The organism is Endozoicomonas montiporae CL-33 (genome assembly GCF_001583435.1).
GTDB classification, from domain to species: Bacteria; Pseudomonadota; Gammaproteobacteria; order Pseudomonadales; family Endozoicomonadaceae; genus Endozoicomonas_A; species Endozoicomonas_A montiporae.
The window spans coordinates 5371821-5388214 of record NZ_CP013251.1; the positions used below are offsets into that span (position 1 = coordinate 5371821).

The 16394-nt window shown below is 46.7% G+C and carries 18 protein-coding genes, 2 rRNA genes and 1 pseudogene (1 of these 21 only partly in view); 10 read left to right on the forward strand and 11 right to left on the reverse strand.

Features of this window, described 5'->3' with window-relative positions; genetic code table 11:
• The first annotated feature begins 204 nt into the window (after window positions 1-204).
• Window positions 205-387, forward strand: a complete 183-nt coding sequence (locus EZMO1_RS24875) for a DUF2986 domain-containing protein (RefSeq protein ID WP_034877637.1) — start codon at window positions 205-207, stop codon at window positions 385-387.
• A 66-nt stretch (window positions 388-453) separates the two neighbouring features.
• Here the strand turns inward: EZMO1_RS24875 and EZMO1_RS24880 are convergent, their stop codons facing one another.
• Complete coding sequence (locus tag EZMO1_RS24880; RefSeq protein WP_086936447.1) at window positions 454-1011, reverse strand: sugar O-acetyltransferase; 558 nt, start codon at window positions 1009-1011, stop codon at window positions 454-456.
• 168 nt (window positions 1012-1179) lie between these two features.
• Between EZMO1_RS24880 and radD the strand changes: the two genes are divergently transcribed.
• The 3 genes from radD to EZMO1_RS24895 all read left to right on the forward strand — a co-directional run bounded on the left by radD (window position 1180) and on the right by EZMO1_RS24895 (window position 4273).
• Window positions 1180-2985: a DNA repair helicase RadD gene (gene radD, locus EZMO1_RS24885; RefSeq protein WP_236632051.1), complete on the forward strand. Its 1806-nt coding sequence runs from the start codon at window positions 1180-1182 to the stop codon at window positions 2983-2985.
• 121 nt (window positions 2986-3106) lie between these two features.
• Entirely contained in the window at window positions 3107-3658 is a 552-nt protein-coding gene (locus tag EZMO1_RS24890; protein ID WP_034877634.1) for a cytochrome b, read from the forward strand.
• A gap of 33 nt (window positions 3659-3691) precedes the next feature.
• Window positions 3692-4273 (forward strand): YceI family protein, encoded by a 582-nt coding sequence (locus EZMO1_RS24895; RefSeq protein WP_034877633.1) that lies wholly within the window; start codon window positions 3692-3694, stop codon window positions 4271-4273.
• Between the two features lie 18 nt (window positions 4274-4291).
• Here the strand turns inward: EZMO1_RS24895 and EZMO1_RS24900 are convergent, their stop codons facing one another.
• Together EZMO1_RS24900 and EZMO1_RS24905 are read right to left on the reverse strand one after the other, a co-directional pair.
• A complete protein-coding gene (locus tag EZMO1_RS24900) occupies window positions 4292-4483 on the reverse strand; it encodes a hypothetical protein (RefSeq protein ID WP_034877631.1) in 192 nt (63 codons plus the stop codon).
• A gap of 75 nt (window positions 4484-4558) precedes the next feature.
• On the reverse strand, window positions 4559-5332 hold the full coding sequence (locus tag EZMO1_RS24905) for a hypothetical protein (RefSeq protein ID WP_145912732.1): 774 nt from the start codon (window positions 5330-5332) through the stop codon (window positions 4559-4561).
• A 208-nt stretch (window positions 5333-5540) separates the two neighbouring features.
• On the opposite strand from EZMO1_RS24905, the gene EZMO1_RS24910 reads away from it, so the two are divergent.
• Complete coding sequence (locus tag EZMO1_RS24910; protein WP_145912733.1) at window positions 5541-5876, forward strand: hypothetical protein; 336 nt, start codon at window positions 5541-5543, stop codon at window positions 5874-5876.
• Between the two features lie 33 nt (window positions 5877-5909).
• On the opposite strand, the gene EZMO1_RS24915 is transcribed toward EZMO1_RS24910, so the two are convergent.
• Window positions 5910-6896, reverse strand: coding sequence for a Tle-like phospholipase domain-containing protein (locus tag EZMO1_RS24915; protein ID WP_034877627.1), 987 nt, complete (start codon window positions 6894-6896; stop codon window positions 5910-5912).
• A 195-nt stretch (window positions 6897-7091) separates the two neighbouring features.
• A complete protein-coding gene (locus tag EZMO1_RS24920; RefSeq protein ID WP_051789297.1) occupies window positions 7092-7703 on the reverse strand; it encodes a hypothetical protein in 612 nt (203 codons plus the stop codon).
• Between the two features lie 119 nt (window positions 7704-7822).
• Here EZMO1_RS24920 and EZMO1_RS24925 point away from each other — a divergent pair, with 119 nt between their 5' ends.
• The gene (locus EZMO1_RS24925; RefSeq protein WP_051789527.1) at window positions 7823-8107 is read left to right on the forward strand and encodes an IS3 family transposase; all 285 of its coding nucleotides are present in this window, start codon (window positions 7823-7825) and stop codon (window positions 8105-8107) included.
• Window positions 8097-8318, forward strand: coding sequence for a hypothetical protein (locus EZMO1_RS24930; RefSeq protein WP_034876732.1), 222 nt, complete (start codon window positions 8097-8099; stop codon window positions 8316-8318). Before EZMO1_RS24925 ends, EZMO1_RS24930 begins: the two co-directional genes overlap by 11 nt.
• Before the next feature lie 28 nt (window positions 8319-8346).
• On the opposite strand, the gene EZMO1_RS24935 is transcribed toward EZMO1_RS24930, so the two are convergent.
• Window positions 8347-9454, reverse strand: a protein-coding gene (locus EZMO1_RS24935; RefSeq protein ID WP_145912435.1) for an IS3 family transposase whose coding sequence is annotated in 2 segments (ribosomal slippage) — window positions 8347-9187 and window positions 9186-9454 — 1110 coding nt in all. Because the reading frame shifts where the segments join, the coding sequence is not laid out codon by codon here.
• A 77-nt stretch (window positions 9455-9531) separates the two neighbouring features.
• Between EZMO1_RS24935 and EZMO1_RS24945 the strand changes: the two are divergent.
• Window positions 9532-10188: pseudogene (locus EZMO1_RS24945) on the forward strand (IS3 family transposase); the annotation flags it as partial.
• 23 nt (window positions 10189-10211) lie between these two features.
• Here the strand turns inward: EZMO1_RS24945 and EZMO1_RS24950 are convergent.
• A complete protein-coding gene (locus EZMO1_RS24950) occupies window positions 10212-10505 on the reverse strand; it encodes a hypothetical protein (RefSeq protein WP_061509745.1) in 294 nt (97 codons plus the stop codon).
• A gap of 287 nt (window positions 10506-10792) precedes the next feature.
• Entirely contained in the window at window positions 10793-12190 is a 1398-nt protein-coding gene (locus EZMO1_RS24955) for an IS110 family RNA-guided transposase (protein WP_061509303.1), read from the reverse strand.
• 232 nt (window positions 12191-12422) lie between these two features.
• On the opposite strand from EZMO1_RS24955, the gene EZMO1_RS24960 reads away from it, so the two are divergent.
• Window positions 12423-12629, forward strand: a complete 207-nt coding sequence (locus EZMO1_RS24960; protein ID WP_061509746.1) for a HopJ type III effector protein — start codon at window positions 12423-12425, stop codon at window positions 12627-12629.
• Window positions 12630-12909: 280 nt separating this feature from the next.
• Here EZMO1_RS24960 and EZMO1_RS24965 read toward each other — a convergent pair whose 3' ends face one another.
• Window positions 12910-14259, reverse strand: coding sequence for a transposase (locus EZMO1_RS24965; protein WP_061509513.1), 1350 nt, complete (start codon window positions 14257-14259; stop codon window positions 12910-12912).
• 121 nt (window positions 14260-14380) lie between these two features.
• Here EZMO1_RS24965 and tnpA point away from each other — a divergent pair, with 121 nt between their 5' ends.
• Window positions 14381-14800 carry an IS200/IS605 family transposase gene (gene tnpA / locus EZMO1_RS24970; RefSeq protein ID WP_061509748.1) on the forward strand — a complete coding sequence of 140 codons (420 nt, stop codon included), beginning with the start codon at window positions 14381-14383 and terminating at the stop codon, window positions 14798-14800.
• 291 nt (window positions 14801-15091) lie between these two features.
• Here tnpA and rrf read toward each other — a convergent pair.
• Together rrf and EZMO1_RS24980 are read right to left on the reverse strand one after the other, a co-directional pair.
• Window positions 15092-15207: ribosomal RNA gene (gene rrf, locus EZMO1_RS24975) — 5S ribosomal RNA — on the reverse strand.
• A gap of 166 nt (window positions 15208-15373) precedes the next feature.
• Window positions 15374-16394: ribosomal RNA gene (locus EZMO1_RS24980) — 23S ribosomal RNA — on the reverse strand; it runs 1921 nt beyond the window's last position.

The window sequence follows — 16394 nt, forward strand, 5'->3', positions numbered from 1 at the left end:
GGCGGAACGTATATCGCTCTTCAGGGGAATGACTGCACCCCAGACTGCAAGGGGGTAATTGCGCAATGTAAACACACACAGACTGATGAAAATAACTGATTAACCTGTACAAACTCCGCTACAAACTTCAGCGCTTTTTTCGTTGTGTACTTTTCTATTTCTGAAGCTGATATCATGCCGGTGTTTATAAACTGAGCAATGTGCATGAACCGTCGTAAAAAAGGTAACCAGATACTCAAGGCCAAAGCCAAAAGAGCCAAAGCCAAACTGGCTCCTAAAAAGAACAAGCCCAAATACATCAGCAAAGCGGATCGAGCCAGATTAGAAGCCGAGTCCAGCGAGGCTCTCTCAACAAAATCTCAGATGAACGATCAAGTCACTAATTAACATTCATAGCCCTGAAGCCAGTACTTCAGGGCTGCTCATTTTTAGTTTCGGTTGACGGGATCCACTTTAGCTTTCAGGCAAAGATTTAACAAACCTGCAGGGAACGCCTACTGCAACACAATTAGCAGGAATGTCCTTTGTTACTACGCTGCCAGAACCGATAACGGTATTGTCGCCAATAGTGACTCCCGGGTTAACAGTTACACTAGCACCCAGCCAGACATTGTTACCAATAGTAATAGGTTTGCTGAACTCCAGACCAGCGACCCGGCCTTCTACATTGAGAGGGTGACCCGGTGCGCTTAGGGTAACGTTCGGGCCAAACATCACATTGTCGCCAATGTTTACCAACGAACAGTCCAGAATAACGCAGTTATGGTTGGCATAGAAATTCTTACCAAGATGAATGTTGTAGCCAAAATCACACTGGAAGTTTGGCTCAATCACAGCGTCGGTAACAGTGCCTAACAACTCTTTCAGCAGAATGTTCTTTTGTTCAAAGTCATCAGGTTCCAACAGGTTGTACTGGTGGCACAATTTTTTGGCAGCAATACGTTCGCGGGTCAACTCTTCATCAAAGGTCAGATAATCTAACCCTGCCAGCATTTTCTCTTTTTCCGTCATGATCTGGTTACTCCATTTTCTATAGAAAGGATTCGACTATTTGATCATGAAGTTATTCAGACATCTGTACGGGAAAGTGACAAGCCAGAATGTAATAGATGAAAATAAAGCTCGTAAACATCACTGAGACCGAAAAAGAACCGATAAATTAAGGAATAGGTGACGCCCATGAAGCTGATTAATATAATTCCCTTCATGGTTTATCAGCTTCGCCCCTATCAAAAAGACGCCGTTAAAAGCGTTATCCGCCACTTCCGTTCTTCAGACGATCCTGCTTTGATTGTCCTGCCAACTGGTGCCGGTAAAAGTCTTGTTATCAGTGAACTGGGGCGTATTGCCAGAGGCAGGGTTCTTGTACTCGCGCATGTAAAAGAACTGGTTGAACAGAACCACGCTAAATACGAAAGTTATGACCTGAAGGCATCCATTTTTAGTGCAGGCCTTGGGCGCAAAGATGCAGACGAACAGGTTGTCTTTGGCAGTGTGCAGTCTGTGGTTCGTAATCTTGAGCAGTTTAACGACAATGGGTTTACGCTGCTCGTTATTGATGAATGTCACCGGGTTTCACTGGAAAAAAATTCCAGTTATCACAAAGTCATAGATCATTTGCGCAGCCTTAATCCAAAGTTAAAAATTCTTGGGTTAACGGCAACACCCTACCGACTGGGCATTGGCTGGTTATATCAGTATCAACACAGCCAGAATAAAGACAAAAAAGGTACGATTCGCACCACCGACAAACGCTTTTTTAAAGACTGTATTTTTGAGTTGCCATTGTCTTATATGATCAAAAACCAGTTTCTTACACCCGCAACGATGATCGATGCCCCTGTGGTCTTTTACGACTTCAGTCAGCTTTCCCGTGACCCGTTTGGTCGATACAGCGAACAGGAACTGAACTCATTGCTGCAAGGCAAAGGACGTGCGACCCAACAGATTATCAGGCAAGTCATAAAAGAAGCCACTGATCGCAAAGGCGCTATGATTTTCGCTTCAACCGTAGACCATGCCCGGGAAATTCAGGGTTATCTGCCTGAAGGTCAAGCGGCACTGGTTATTGGTAATACGCCGGGAAAAGAGCGCGATGCCATTATCCATGCCTTTAAAGAGCAAAAGTTGAAATATCTGGTGAATGTATCGGTTCTCACCACCGGCTTCGATGCCCCCCATGTGGACCTGATTGCAATTTTAAGGCCGACAGAGTCGGTTAGCCTTTATCAGCAGATCGTCGGAAGGGGCTTACGACTGGCACCAAATAAACAAGACTGTCTGGTCATTGATTTTGCCGGAAACCGTTACAACCTGTTCAGCCCGGAAATTGGTAGCCCTAAACCCGATTCAAAAAGTGTTCCGGTCACCGTTCCCTGCCCTGCCTGTGGGCACGAAAACAGTTTCTGGGGTGTTGTGGATAACGATGGCGATCTGGTTGAACACTACGGGCGGCGCTGTCAGGGGTATCTGGAACAGGAAGGCGAGAAAGAACAGTGTGACTTCCGTTATCGTTTTAAAGAGTGTGACCAGTGCGGTGCTGAGAACGATATCGCTGCCCGAAAATGCCATGAATGCCAGAAACCAATGGTTGATCCGGACCAGAAGCTGAAAGAAGCCCTGAACCTGAAAAACTGCATGGTCATTCGTTGCTCAGGTATGACCATTGAAGCCGATGAAAACCGACAGGGAAAGGCTCGTATAAAAGTCACTTATTTCGACGAAGACGGCGCTGATGTGAAAGAGTATTTCCAACTGGAAACACCTGCTCAACAGGGCGCTTTTTATCATAACTTTGGCAAGCATGCCCTGATTAACCGGGCCGAGCCGTTTCGGGCTGATTCTATTAGCAAAATAATCAACAATCACAAAAAATTCAGAAAACCGGACTTTGTGATCGCTCAGAAAGAAAAACACTACTGGCGTATTCTGGAAAAGCTGTTTGACTATCAGGGAGCTTACCGAAAAGCAGATTCCGCAGAGTGATTTTCAGCCAACCCTTCGATTTATTAGAACAATGTCATCTAATTTTTGCGATATTTAAAATATTTATTATCAAGTAACCTTTGCTGACCATCGCTGTAAAGAACTGATGCAAGGGGCAGACATGGGTATATGGAAAAATACAACCACCCATTACGGTCTGGTCAGCATACTGATTCACTGGGTCAGTGCCTTCACAGTCTTTAGCCTTTTTGGTGTAGGACTGTATATGATGTCACTGTCTTACTATGACCCTCTTTACCAATCGCTGCCCTGGTGGCATAAAAGCATCGGGCTGACCCTGTTTGCTACCACGCTTTTCAGGCTCTTATGGAAAATAATCTATCCACAGCCTGCCCCTCTACCAGAACACAACCTGTTAACAGTCAGGCTGGCTGTGTCTGTACATCATCTGATTTATCTTCTGCTGTTTGCGATTATGATCAGTGGCTATCTGATCAGTACTGCAGATGGCAGACCAGTGTCGTTCTTTGGCTGGTTCGAAATCCCTGCTTTGGTTTCAGGCATCAGTGGTCAGGAGGATATTGCCGGAGAAGTTCATTTTTACCTGGCCTGGGCTCTGGTTATACTGGCATCACTGCATGGACTGGCAGCTATTAAGCATCACCTGATTGACCGGGACCGGACTCTGACAAGAATGCTTAAACCTCGCTAAAAAACCTTAATAATAACAATAAGAGTGACGCCTATGACCCGTTTAGAAAAGTTCTTTGCTATCGTCGCCTTTAGTGCATCAATTTTTGGCCTGAGTGTTTCAGCCAGTGCCAATAACTATGTGATTGATACCAAAGGTGCCCACGCATTTATTAATTTCAAGATCAGCCATCTTGGTTATAGCTGGGTGCATGGTAATTTCACCGATTTCAGTGGCTCATTCAATTTTGACCCAACAAAGCCTGAGTCCTCCAGTATCAAGGTCGATATCAACACCGACTCAATCAACAGTAGCCATGCTGAACGGGACAAACATTTGAGAGGTAAAAAGTTTCTCAATGTCAGCCAGTTTCCTAAAGCTTCCTTTGTCAGCACCAAAATAGAAAGTAGTGATGGAAACAGTGCCAGAATTTATGGTGACTTCACTCTGAAAGGTGTGACCAAAAATATCGTCATTGAAGCCGTCAAAGTAGGTGAAGGCAAAGACCCATGGGGCGGTTACCGGGCTGGATTTTCAGGAACCACCAAGCTGTCTATGGCCGATTATGGCATGGACCTAGGCCCAGCCGCTGCCGATATTTACATCACTCTGGAAGTAGAGGGAATCAGACAATAGTCGCTTCTCCTCCCAGCTTTATGCAGCGATGGGAGGTGTATCTTCTTCAGCAGTATTAAGGTTTGGTACGGTTTCATCCTGATATTCCAGCGCATCAAACCACTCTTCTGTTTCGGTTATGTCCTGCAACTCCTCTTCTAAAAGGGTGACGGCTTCCTGAATCAGCTTTTCTGACTTGCCACTCTCTAAGGCTGAATCCTGTGGTTTCACTTTGCTGGCAGGTTTATCTTTTAATGCGAAGCCTTGGGTCTAATTCCCCGCAGCTTGCTGCGAACTACTCAAGAGCTAACTTGATACCCCGGAGCTTGCTCCGGGGTAGTTCATTGCCACCTTAAGAGACTTTGCAAGAACCCTTTCTCCTGAGGATTCCAATATACCTGTCAGATAGCGTTCAATGCTCTTCCCGAGTTTATCCGGATCATGATCGAAGAGCGCCTTAACAAGGCTAAGAATAATTTTTCCACGAAACCGAGCAGTGTTTTTATCATTGAACTTTACTGGGTCAATACCTTTTTTTGACCAGGCTGACCACACCTCGTGAGCTTTATCTACATCACTTTCCAGCTTTATCAGCGTCATGATATCTGCCGGTACAGGAACCCCTGCAGCCTGCATTAGCTTTGCAATTCTGGAAGGTTTCTTAATCATGTACTCCATAAGCTCTGCTGCCGACTTAACGGGATCAGAAAGATAATCCATACCTGCCTGAACTTCATCACAAGCCAATTTCAGCGGAGTACTGATATACCAAGGTGCCTTTCGTATCGCAACCGATACCGGATTAACAGGATCAAATGTGGTAGCCACTGTTTTCAAAGATGAAGAAAGATAGTTTTTGACTTGATCAACCTGACTAGCAACGGATCTACTCTTGATCGCTTCGCTTCTGCCGTTTCTGAGCATTTCCAATGTTTCATAAAGATTACTGGCTGTTGCTGCGCAGACTCTACGCCCAATGGTTTTGGTTTGGAACAGTGCTTCTATGGTCCGGTCTCTTTGAACGGGTTGCCTTTCGTTATTATTCGTATAGTTCAAACTCATTGCTTTCATTAGATACATAACGAGCCCCCTGTGACTGATTCCATGTATTGTGAATGCTACACAGCAGGCTGCAGGTTGTGACTAACCACCCTGTCAGTAAGCCTGACAAAAGGCTCGTAAAACTACACATCTCTATTGATAAAGCCTTAATTTCACAACGGCAAGCTCTTACAGTAAAAGCAATAAAACCCAGTCATCATGGCAGGATACAAAAGTGGAGGTTGTTATGCTGGCGTCTTTCGAACAGTTTTTGATCGGCTCTCCGGATTGGCTGGTTCTCCTGACACTGATCAGCGCTATCCTGCCTTTAACGATTCTTCCAGTTACCGTACTGGGATTATTTAGCGCTAAATCCTGCAACAAGCCCCGTGCCTACCTGCGCCTGATGTACCTGATGCTGCCATGGATTCCTTTCGCAGCTCTGGCTGGTGCATTTATTATGAGCCTTTCCAATCTGCTGCTGGGTATGGTGATAGGACTTATTTTTGTTGTGGTTCGTCTTTATTTTGTATTTATGAACTCAGCCAGCAATGGCCTCAATGCAGCAGCGGCTGCATCTTAACAGCCACTGATAACAGAGTTTCAGAAAGAGTGCTTATTGGGCGCTCTTTTTTCTGGATTCCCTGACATAAAGATCCGAAAAGTTCTTACCCGCCAGTTGTTCTGACACGAACAGTACCGTTCCTGTCCAGTGCCTGATCCAGGCTGTTGTAGTCAAATAGTAATACTGACCATGCTGCTTGTAGTAAACCTTGTTAACTTTATTTTCTAACGGGTCATCAAGGACAATCTCAAGCGTTTCAACCGTGGATGCATTCTGGAAAAACAAGCCTGCAGGATGAATGCTGTCATTCAACATGTCACCCTCAATATAGGCATGTTTTATATGCGTCTTGGCATCTTTCATGACGATATTCAGAAGCTCCTGCCCCGGCATCTGACTGTTAAATACAAAAGCAGACGCATCGGTGGCATACGCAGCCAGCTGAGCAATGGCTCCCCCCTGCGATGCTCCCGTTGTTTCTATACGATAACCCTTTGGAAAATACATCTGCCTCAAGTCATGTGCCAGATCCATGCCATTCATCATGGCTTCCGAAGATTTTCCAAATGACAGAGATACGGCTGAAGACAAACTATAGATATCAGAGAAATCCGTGCCTGCAATCGCAAGTACAACGGTCTTTTTTACATCATTAATAAAAATTCGAGCCCTGAAGCCAGACTCTTCGTTATAAATCCGTTTCAGATCACCACCCTGAAAGTATTTAAACCATTTTTGCGGAAGGTCTTCCTTCTCTGCATTAACGTATCCATTGGCAGCCAGATAATCAAAACGCTCTTTTATCGCACTGTACTTTTTAGGCTTTTGATTTTTACTGTCTTGTATTTTGGCCACTTCGGCAAAATAACTCATCATTGCATAAGGAAGGCGGTCCTGCGGATTTTCCCAGTCGGGATAAACCTTTTGAACTTCGTAACTGACAACGGCTGATGTTTCAACAAACTGCTCTGAATAGGCCGTAACGCCAAAACAGGCAATAGCCAGAAATAATAGTAGTGACCTGAACGTAGATTTCATTAGACTTCTCCCTCCCTTAGTTTTTCTATGTATCGTTGCTAATTAATTTACATTTAGAGAGAGCTATCGCTATTTAGTTCTGATTACTTATGACTATTTGGATATTAAAGTAACTTCCTATATTCCATAAAGGTGAATTATTTATCAGAAAGACCCTGAAAATATTTCAGGGCTCCGCTCAAAAATACGATTAAATCAGCATTCAGGCGTCATATCATTGATCCATCTTCTCACCAGATCCACGCCTTCAGTATGAATAAGGGAGCGTCCCAACTCAGGCATCATGACCGCCGGATCCTTGCCGTTCATTCGATAGAGCAGAATAGACTCACCACCCGAGCCAGGCTTGATAGCCACATGATGATTCCCACTTCCCCTGCCCGCAGCGATGGGCCGTTTACACAAACCAAGGCTAGTGTCATAAGGTGTATCAAGAGTCAGAAAAAGGCCGCTGGTGTTTCCGGCACCTTTGGTGTTATGGCAATGGCTGCAATTGGCATCCAGATAGCTACGAGCCTGATGCTCCTGCGTTTCTCCGTTACGTGCGACCGGCCATAAAGCATTTCTTGGCAAAACATCAGGCGCAATATCGCCAGTCAGCAACCCCTGCTCTGACCAATATTCCAACTGATTACGCGAACGATCAGCATACTCAAAGTCCCTGTTAAGATGCCTGACCTTTGGGCCAAGAGGCTGAATGTCTTTCTTATAAGACTCTGGCACATGACATCCTCCACACTGATTAGCATCCGGCACAATGTAGGGAAAGCCCTCTTTTGAGCCATCCTTATGAACCAGCGTGAGCATTTTACTGTCCCCCGCCCATTCAAGAATTGCCTCCGTTTGAGCGTATGATGGACCCCATAAACTGGACAGGTAGCTAAGTTAAGTTTTCTGGCTGTAAGATGACCCTGCAGGAGGGAATCATGACAGCAAAAAGAAAACGACATAAGCCCGAATTTAAGGCACAGGTAGCACTCGAAGCCTACAAGGGCGAAAAGACCATAAACCAGCTGGCAAGCGAACACGAAGTTGCAGCCGTTCAGGTTAGCCAGTGGAAGCGACAGCTACTCCAGGGGGTTCCAGAAGTCTTCGGCAGGGCACGGCCAGAGGTAGATCCAGATGCGCTCACTGCCCCCCTGTATCAGGAGATCGGACGGCTTAAAATGGAGCTGGACTGGTTGAAAAAAAAATCTGGCAATGTCCATTGATGACAAACGGAGATGCATAGACCCGGATCACTCGAAGATCAGCATTCAGCGCCAATGTGAACTGGTTGGGTTAAGCAGGTCAAGCTGGTATTACCAAGCTTCTCCAGCTTTGGAAAGCCCTGAGAATCTGAATCTGATGAGGCTCATTGATGAGCAGTATACACGTACTATGGTGGACCCCACTGTCAAGACAGTAAACCAACAAATTTAAGTTAAGTCCTGGCAGTGGTCCAAAGCCCTCATGCAAAGTGAATTGCCTTAGGCGTTTTATAACTCAACGACTGGTGTAATCGTTCAGTGTTGTAAAACTCAAAGTATTCATCCAGCCCAGTATAAAGCTCTGGAACAGTCTGAAATTCATGCGTGTACAGCCATTCATGTTTGACGGAGCGCCACAGCCTCTCGACAAAAATGTTATCCAGTGCTCGCCCTTTCCCGTCCATGCTGATACGTATTTCCCGTTCCTGAAGAGGTGCCAGAAAATCATTACTGGTAAACTGACACCCTTGGTCAGTGTTGAATATATCAGGTTCACCTTGTTCCAAAGCTCGACCCAGCGCATGAATACAGAAGTCTGCATCCAGTGTGTTCGACAGCTCCCAGCTGACCACGTAACGGCTGTACCAGTCAATAATGGCAACCAGATACATAAACCCCTGAGGCATCGGGCAGTACGTAATATCAGTACTCCAGACCTGATTGGGTCTCACAATATCAACGCCGTTCAACAAGTACGGGTAAACCTTATGCTCTTTGTTTCTCAGGCTTGTGCCCGGTTTTGGTCCGACAGCCTGTATGCCCATCAGCCTCATAAGTCGCTGTATACGCTTCCTGTTGACCGGAAAGCCCTGCTCATTCAGCCATGCAGTTATCTTACGACTGCCGTAAAACGGTGTACGTGTATACTGCTCATCAATGAGCCTCATCAGATTCAGATTCTCAGGGCTTTCCAAAGCTGGAGAAGCTTGGTAATACCAGCTTGACCTGCTTAACCCAACCAGTTCACATTGGCGCTGAATGCTGATCTTCGAGTGATCCGGGTCTATGCATCTCCGTTTGTCATCAATGGACATTGCCAGATTTTTTTTTCAACCAGTCCAGCTCCATTTTAAGCCGTCCGATCTCCTGATACAGGGGGGCAGTGAGCGCATCTGGATCTACCTCTGGCCGTGCCCTGCCGAAGACTTCTGGAACCCCCTGGAGTAGCTGTCGCTTCCACTGGCTAACCTGAACGGCTGCAACTTCGTGTTCGCTTGCCAGCTGGTTTATGGTCTTTTCGCCCTTGTAGGCTTCGAGTGCTACCTGTGCCTTAAATTCGGGCTTATGTCGTTTTCTTTTTGCTGTCATGATTCCCTCCTGCAGGGTCATCTTACAGCCAGAAAACTTAACTTAGCTACCTGTCCAGTTTATGGGGTCCATCATATACACCGTTTTACGGCAGTCGTAAGATAACTGCATGGCTGAATGAGCAGGGCTTTCCGGTCAACAGGAAGCGTATACAGCGACTTATGAGGCTGATGGGCATACAGGCTGTCGGACCAAAACCGGGCACAAGCCTGAGAAACAAAGAGCATAAGGTTTACCCGTACTTGTTGAACGGCGTTGATATTGTGAGACCCAATCAGGTCTGGAGTACTGATATTACGTACTGCCCGATGCCTCAGGGGTTTATGTATCTGGTTGCCATTATTGACTGGTACAGCCGTTACGTGGTCAGCTGGGAGCTGTCGAACACACTGGATGCAGACTTCTGTATTCATGCGCTGGGTCGAGCTTTGGAACAAGGTGAACCTGATATATTCAACACTGACCAAGGGTGTCAGTTTACCAGTAATGATTTTCTGGCACCTCTTCAGGAACGGGAAATACGTATCAGCATGGACGGGAAAGGGCGAGCACTGGATAACATTTTTGTCGAGAGGCTGTGGCGCTCCGTCAAACATGAATGGCTGTACACGCATGAATTTCAGACTGTTCCAGAGCTTTATACTGGGCTGGATGAATACTTTGAGTTTTACAACACTGAACGATTACACCAGTCGTTGAGTTATAAAACGCCTAAGGCAATTCACTTTGCATGAGGGCTTTGGACCACTGCCAGGACTTAACTTAAATTTGTTGGTTTACTGTCTTGACAGTGGGGTCCACCATATCCGTAAAGGGTTTCGTAGTGCTTTAGCACTTTCCCCTTATAGCTCCATTTTTGCTGGTTAAGGACAATAGGTTCGTTGTTGGGTGGTTCAAACAACTTTAATAATTCTTGAGTGCCAAGTACTCCTGCCTCATTCAACGCTCGCTGCAATCCATCTTCAAGACTCAGCATGTTGTTAGATTCAATGGGTACTTCAATTTGCAGTACGATAGTTTTTGACTGACGGGCAATGACGGATGCAGGCATGATGGCAGGATTTAGCGATAATAAGTTGTCTTCATAATAGTCGCTTAAAATGCGTACTTTTGTTTCAATCAGTCAGAGAGAGCACCCGAAAAAAGTGTCTGCTACAATTCGGCTCAATCTGAACGCAGATTAAAACAAAAATTCAAGAACGAGGCTTTCCATGTCACTATTGGACACTCTTAGAAAAGCACCTGAAACCATCGTGTTCACTGACGTCATAACCTTTATCAATGAGCACTACGACTTCTGAGTAACTCCCCATGAGCTCGCCGGTTGCTAAAACAACCCTAACCGACGGCGGTTTCAACCGGCGTTAATGTGAAGCCCATATCTTTAGCCTTCTGCTTCAGGGTTTTTAAAACTCTTTCTCTGTAACGCTGCTCAAAATATTCCTGACCTTCATCTACATACTGACTCCCATGTTTGAGCATACTGTAAACCAGCCTTGCCAGCTTATGTGCTGTTGCCGTAATCGCCTTTGGAGCACCAAGCTTGCTTCGCATTCTACGGTAATAGGCACCCAGGGCGCTTTTTGAGTTGGCCAGTGCATAAGCCGCCAACCTGAATGCTGTTGCGGCTGCGCCTGGCAAACGCTTGGTTTTCCGGTTCAGAACTTTACCACCGGATATTTTGGTTCCGGGACAGAGCCCTAACCAGGAGGCAAAATGTTTAGCGGAAGGCCATCGACTCATATCCAAACCGATTTCTGAAACAATCTTCAGAGCCGTATTTTCGTCGATGCCGTCGATATCAGTCAGATCGACACCACTCACCCGGTTGAGCTCTGAACGCACATCAAAGTCTGGAGCGCAACGGGACTTCCGTTTTTTTGAAGGCTTATCTGGCGTAGAAGGCTTTTGAGAGTCTTTATCATCTTTGCTGTCAAATGTGTTGAGCTTCTGTTCCAGAGCTTTGTCACAAGCCCTGATTTTTTCATCATAAGTATCGTAAAGTTCAACAGCTTGCCGCAGAGCAAATACATGCTCATCCCGATAATGCCCCTTCAGGGATTTGGCGATTTCTTCCTCGGATTTTTTGCAGTGCTTGTCACGATATCTGGCCAGCTCCACAGGATTCCGCTGCCCATTCAGTATGGCGCGGATAATAGTCATACCGGTTTTTCCGGTAATATCAGTCACCACATTATCCAGTAACAGATTCATCTGTCGAAGTGCCTTTTGCATATGCTGGATGTGGGAAGCACGGTAGCCAACAAGAGTGTCACGTTGTCGTCTATAGGATCGCAATGAACAAACCTGTTCATCCGGGCGGAACGCGCCATTGAGCAATCCGTAAGTATGTAACTGCAAAAGCCATTGGCAGTCCAGAACGTCAGACTTACGTCCGGCAACATTCTTTACATGTCGTGCATTGACCAGTTTTACATCAAGCCCCCGGGATTCCAGTATTTCAAACGCAGGTATCCAGTAAATCCCGGTTGACTCCATCACAACGGTGGTAATGCCAAGCTTTACGAGCCAGTCAGCCATAGCTTCAAGGTCTGCGGTAAAACAGCCAAATGAACGCACCGGTTGTTCATCTAACTCTTCTGGCACTGCAACAAAGTGTGACTCTGACCCGATATCAATACCGGCGGCAAAGAGATTGATTTTCTCCAGATGTCCAGCAATACGCTTTTTGACTCTGTCAGAATGGGAACGGTTGGATTTGCTGCGGCGAGACATGGTTTACCCTCTATACTTCTGTGCGAAGGCATATCCGGATATGGGGCTGTCGATGATTCGCATTCTTCCGAACGAGATCGCATATTGCGTCATCAGTGATGTTGTCGCCAGCTCCCCGACCACGCTTTCAAACGGGCAAAAGGCACCAGTGTGTTTACGGTCTCTGGTCCGGATATGTCTTCCTTTCTATCATAGGCATGTAGACAGTAGTTGGGAGAAAAGTTACTCATAGATGTTCAGCCGGGGGCCCGGCTTGGAGCGCTCTCAACTCCATAGCCTCAGTGTAAAGGAAACACTTGCCCTTTTCGGCGATCACTACAGGACAGACGTCTTGAAAAAACCGGACGGAACAGATCACGGAAATATACGAATGTTTATGAAACAAGGCTGGAGCGGTATTACTTTTGATCGCTTTCCATTGAAGGAAAAAAACAACTGAGTACGTGTACTTTTTTTATTAGTCACCTAAAAGGTTAAAACCACCGGCTTTAGCCGGTCAGCTTTAGCTGTGATAGTTTGTTGCCTCACACTCGGAGTGGAAGTAAGGCAATGGACTACAGATACGGCAGTCATACCAGCTAATCCCGCACAACATACGCCTTAAGTCGTATTAAAACTGATTGGTCGTACAGATAATTGATGAGCGCATAAAAACTGCCTCACGCTTTTCGTGCTCCTTTTCCAGTTTGTTTACCCTGAAACCCCGGCTACGATGATCGCTATGATGTGTCGAACTGGATCTTTCTTGCAGCAGTACCGTGAATGATCGCTTGGAACATCTCCTCCCAACTCTCAATCAGCCAGGAAAGAAAGTAACGCAGAATCAATTTCCAGAGATAGGTGCGTGTTCCACGCGCCCTTAGTTTCAGGGCTTTCTGGAAGACCGGGCAACATAGTTGCTGTATTTGATCCACCAGGAAAGCCAGGAAGGTCAGGTAAGCCAGATTGGTTGCCAGGTGCTGCTCACCGTGACCATAGTTGTGTTCAAATTCGTAGCCTTGGTTCTTCAGGGTATTGAAGGTTTCATTTTCTATGTGCCAACGACATCTTCCTCCTTCGGCTGTGGGGAGTACAGTTTCTTCGGTTAACGGGATGTCGGTTATCCAGCCCCAGGTGTGCCGTTTGCCTTTCTTGTCTGTTTCGACGTAATCAAGCACATTGACGATTTCAACCGGTTCAGTCTTGTTCAGGGGAACCCCATTGGCATAACGGCACCAGTGTTTGGCACCGTTGCCGTCAGTCATCTCAAATCGTTTGACATCGCCCTTCTGATCCAGCGCATCCATAGCCTCAATCATCGAAGTGTGATTGCCATCTTTGGCAACAATGATGTAGTGCCACCCATAACTTCTTATTAGTCGAACTGTCGGGCCATCAGCGTAGAGACCGTCCAGCACAATAACCAGCTTCAATTGTGGGTGATCTCGCTTGATGTCTGAAAGGAGACGTTTGAGGGCATTTTTTTCACAGTCATTCTTGGTTGTGCCATCTTGGTGAACAATGGGCTCGGGGGCCAGAGGCAATACGGTTTCTCTGTCAGGATGGACAATGCAGGCGGCCAGCATCTGGTGATAGTAAGCTTCATTGGCCTTACCTTCATTTTTTATACAGCACTCCTGACAGCGGCACTTGCCGGAGTAGTAAAGCCCTGTCCCATCAATGGCTAACAGGTAATGATCCTTCAGGCCGACGCAAGAAAAGCGGAAGCCCTTGAGCCCTCCACCCCGCTGTACTTCATTGAACAGCAGCTTGAAAGGTTCTCTCATTGCCCCTGGATCTACAGGATCAAGGGTGGAGCGCATGTAAGTGTCACAGGGTATCCTGCCTTGAACCCGGTATAGATGCTTCAAGTTGAACTTGAGTTCTTCGGTTTCCCGCTCACGGTCAAACTCCAGCAAGGATGGGTACTTGAGGTGCATCATAGCGAAAGCCGACATCAAGGTGTCCAGCAATGAAATCTTGTCTTTACGGCGGTTTGGGCGGTGGTCTGGAATGCTGTCGAAGCTGTCGTAGATCATCTGGATCATGCTGTCGAGGCACAGATGCTTTCGTGGTTTATGATCAGGCATGGCTCTGAATAACTGATTACGGTCGTCTATCCCCCAAAATTAGACGCAAAAGTCTGCGAATGCTTCAATTTTCTACGCTGCTGAATCCCTTGTGATTACTGGTTGTAATTGAAAGTGCGGGATTAGCTGCAGTCATACAGTATTCAAAATTCAGTATCATTTTGTGTTTGTCACCAAGTACCGTTACCAAATTCTTGGTGGTGACATTGGCTACAGGGCAAGGGAGCTGATTAGGGAAACTTGCAAAGCTTTTGAACTTGATATTCTCAAAGGCGTAATCAGTAAAGACCATGTACATCTTTTGCTCTCTGCCCCACCAAATATGGCACCAAGTGAAATCATGAGGCGGATAAAGGGGCGAACTTCGACCAAGCTTTTTGAGAGCTTTCCTGATCTCAGAAAAAGGTATTGGGGGCGACATTTCTGGGCAAGAGGGTATTTTTGCGTCACTTCCGGAGAAGTGACAGAGAATATGATCAAAGAGTATCTGGAGCATCATTTTGAGCCAAGAGCAGATGATAACTTCAGGACTGAGGATTAGCTTCAACGCGTCTTTGACGCGTATCTGGACTTTCAGTCCGTAATACTAACCCACCGGCTTTAGCCGGTGGTTGTTGAGTTTCCGTACATAGCAAAAAACCTGACAGATTTCTCTATCGGGCTTCTCTAATTAGTGCCTGGCGATGACCTACTCTTTTATGCCCTTCAGGGTACACATGGGCTCGTTCCATAGAGGGCCCACACTACCATCGACGACGTTTTGTTCTTTGTTCTTTTCTCTCCACATAGCAAAAACCCTGACAGATTTCTCTATCAGGGTTTTCTAATGAGTGCCTGGCGATGACCTACTCTCGCATGGGGAATCCCCACACTACCATCGGCGATGCATCGTTTCACTTCCGAGTTCGGGATGGGATCGGGTGGTTCCAACGCTCTATGGTCACCAGGCAAAACTGGTTGAAGTTAGCTGTTCAGCTAGCTTCCGGAATCCAAAATCTGACCTCCAAGGATGGAGGAAATGCTGAACAACGTCTGGAACGTTGTCAGTAAAATAAGCTTTATTCTTGCTTTTACACTCTCTAGGTGCATTGGCACCAAATCGCTTTGGCGTTATATGGTCAAGCCTCTCGAGTCATTAGTACTGGTTAGCTCAACGCCTCACAACGCTTACACACCCAGCCTATCAACGTCGTAGTCTTCAACGTCTCTTATGTGGCCTCGAAGGCCAAGGGAAGTCTCATCTTGAAGGGGGCTTCCCGCTTAGATGCTTTCAGCGGTTATCCCGTCCGAACTTAGCTACCGGGCAATGCGTCTGGCGACACAACCCGAACACCAGTGGTTCGTCCACTCCGGTCCTCTCGTACTAGGAGCAGCTCTCCTCAAACTTCCAACGTCCACGGCAGATAGGGACCGAACTGTCTCACGACGTTCTAAACCCAGCTCGCGTACCACTTTAAATGGCGAACAGCCATACCCTTGGGACCGGCTTCAGCCCCAGGATGTGATGAGCCGACATCGAGGTGCCAAACACCGCCGTCGATGTGAACTCTTGGGCGGTATCAGCCTGTTATCCCCGGAGTACCTTTTATCCGTTGAGCGATGGCCCTTCCATTCAGAACCACCGGATCACTAAGACCTACTTTCGTACCTGCTCGACATGTACGTCTCGCAGTCAAGCTGGCTTGTGCCTTTACACTAACCGCACGATGTCCGACCGTGCTTAGCCAACCTTCGTGCTCCTCCGTTACTCTTTGGGAGGAGACCGCCCCAGTCAAACTACCCACCACACAATGTCCCCGATCCCGATAAGGGACCCGGGTTAGAACCTCAATATTGCCAGGGTGGTATTTCAAGGTTGGCTCCATGCAGACTGGCGTCCACACTTCAAAGCCTCCCACCTATCCTACACAAGCAACATCAAGATCCACTGTGAAGCTGTAGTAAAGGTTCACGGGGTCTTTCCGTCTAGCCGCGGATACACTGCATCTTAACAGCGATTTCAATTTCACTGAGTCTTGGGTGGAGACAGCGTGGCCATCGTTACGCCATTCGTGCAGGTCGGAACTTACCCGACAAGGAATTTCGCTACCTTAGGACCGTTATAGTTACGGCCGCCGTTTACCGGGGCTTCGATC

Bases quoted from the DNA above. Each gene is read 5' to 3' on its own strand.
- radD (WP_236632051.1), top strand. From the start codon at position 1,180: ATGAAGCTGATTAATATAATTCCCTTCATGGTTTATCAGCTTCGCCCC.
- EZMO1_RS24890 (WP_034877634.1), top strand. From the start codon at position 3,107: ATGGGTATATGGAAAAATACAACCACCCATTACGGTCTGGTCAGCATA.
- EZMO1_RS24965 (WP_061509513.1), bottom strand. From the start codon at position 14,259: ATGCCTGATCATAAACCACGAAAGCATCTGTGCCTCGACAGCATGATC.
- EZMO1_RS24955 (WP_061509303.1), bottom strand. From the start codon at position 12,190: ATGTCTCGCCGCAGCAAATCCAACCGTTCCCATTCTGACAGAGTCAAA.
- EZMO1_RS24925 (WP_051789527.1), top strand. From the start codon at position 7,823: ATGACAGCAAAAAGAAAACGACATAAGCCCGAATTTAAGGCACAGGTA.
- EZMO1_RS24895 (WP_034877633.1), top strand. From the start codon at position 3,692: ATGACCCGTTTAGAAAAGTTCTTTGCTATCGTCGCCTTTAGTGCATCA.
- EZMO1_RS24910 (WP_145912733.1), top strand. From the start codon at position 5,541: ATGCTGGCGTCTTTCGAACAGTTTTTGATCGGCTCTCCGGATTGGCTG.
- EZMO1_RS24915 (WP_034877627.1), bottom strand. From the start codon at position 6,896: ATGAAATCTACGTTCAGGTCACTACTATTATTTCTGGCTATTGCCTGT.
- EZMO1_RS24875 (WP_034877637.1), top strand. From the start codon at position 205: ATGAACCGTCGTAAAAAAGGTAACCAGATACTCAAGGCCAAAGCCAAA.
- EZMO1_RS24950 (WP_061509745.1), bottom strand. From the start codon at position 10,505: ATGCCTGCATCCGTCATTGCCCGTCAGTCAAAAACTATCGTACTGCAA.
- EZMO1_RS24905 (WP_145912732.1), bottom strand. From the start codon at position 5,332: ATGTATCTAATGAAAGCAATGAGTTTGAACTATACGAATAATAACGAA.
- EZMO1_RS24880 (WP_086936447.1), bottom strand. From the start codon at position 1,011: ATGACGGAAAAAGAGAAAATGCTGGCAGGGTTAGATTATCTGACCTTT.
- EZMO1_RS24920 (WP_051789297.1), bottom strand. From the start codon at position 7,703: ATGCTCACGCTGGTTCATAAGGATGGCTCAAAAGAGGGCTTTCCCTAC.
- EZMO1_RS24930 (WP_034876732.1), top strand. From the start codon at position 8,097: ATGTCCATTGATGACAAACGGAGATGCATAGACCCGGATCACTCGAAG.
- EZMO1_RS24960 (WP_061509746.1), top strand. From the start codon at position 12,423: ATGTTCAGCCGGGGGCCCGGCTTGGAGCGCTCTCAACTCCATAGCCTC.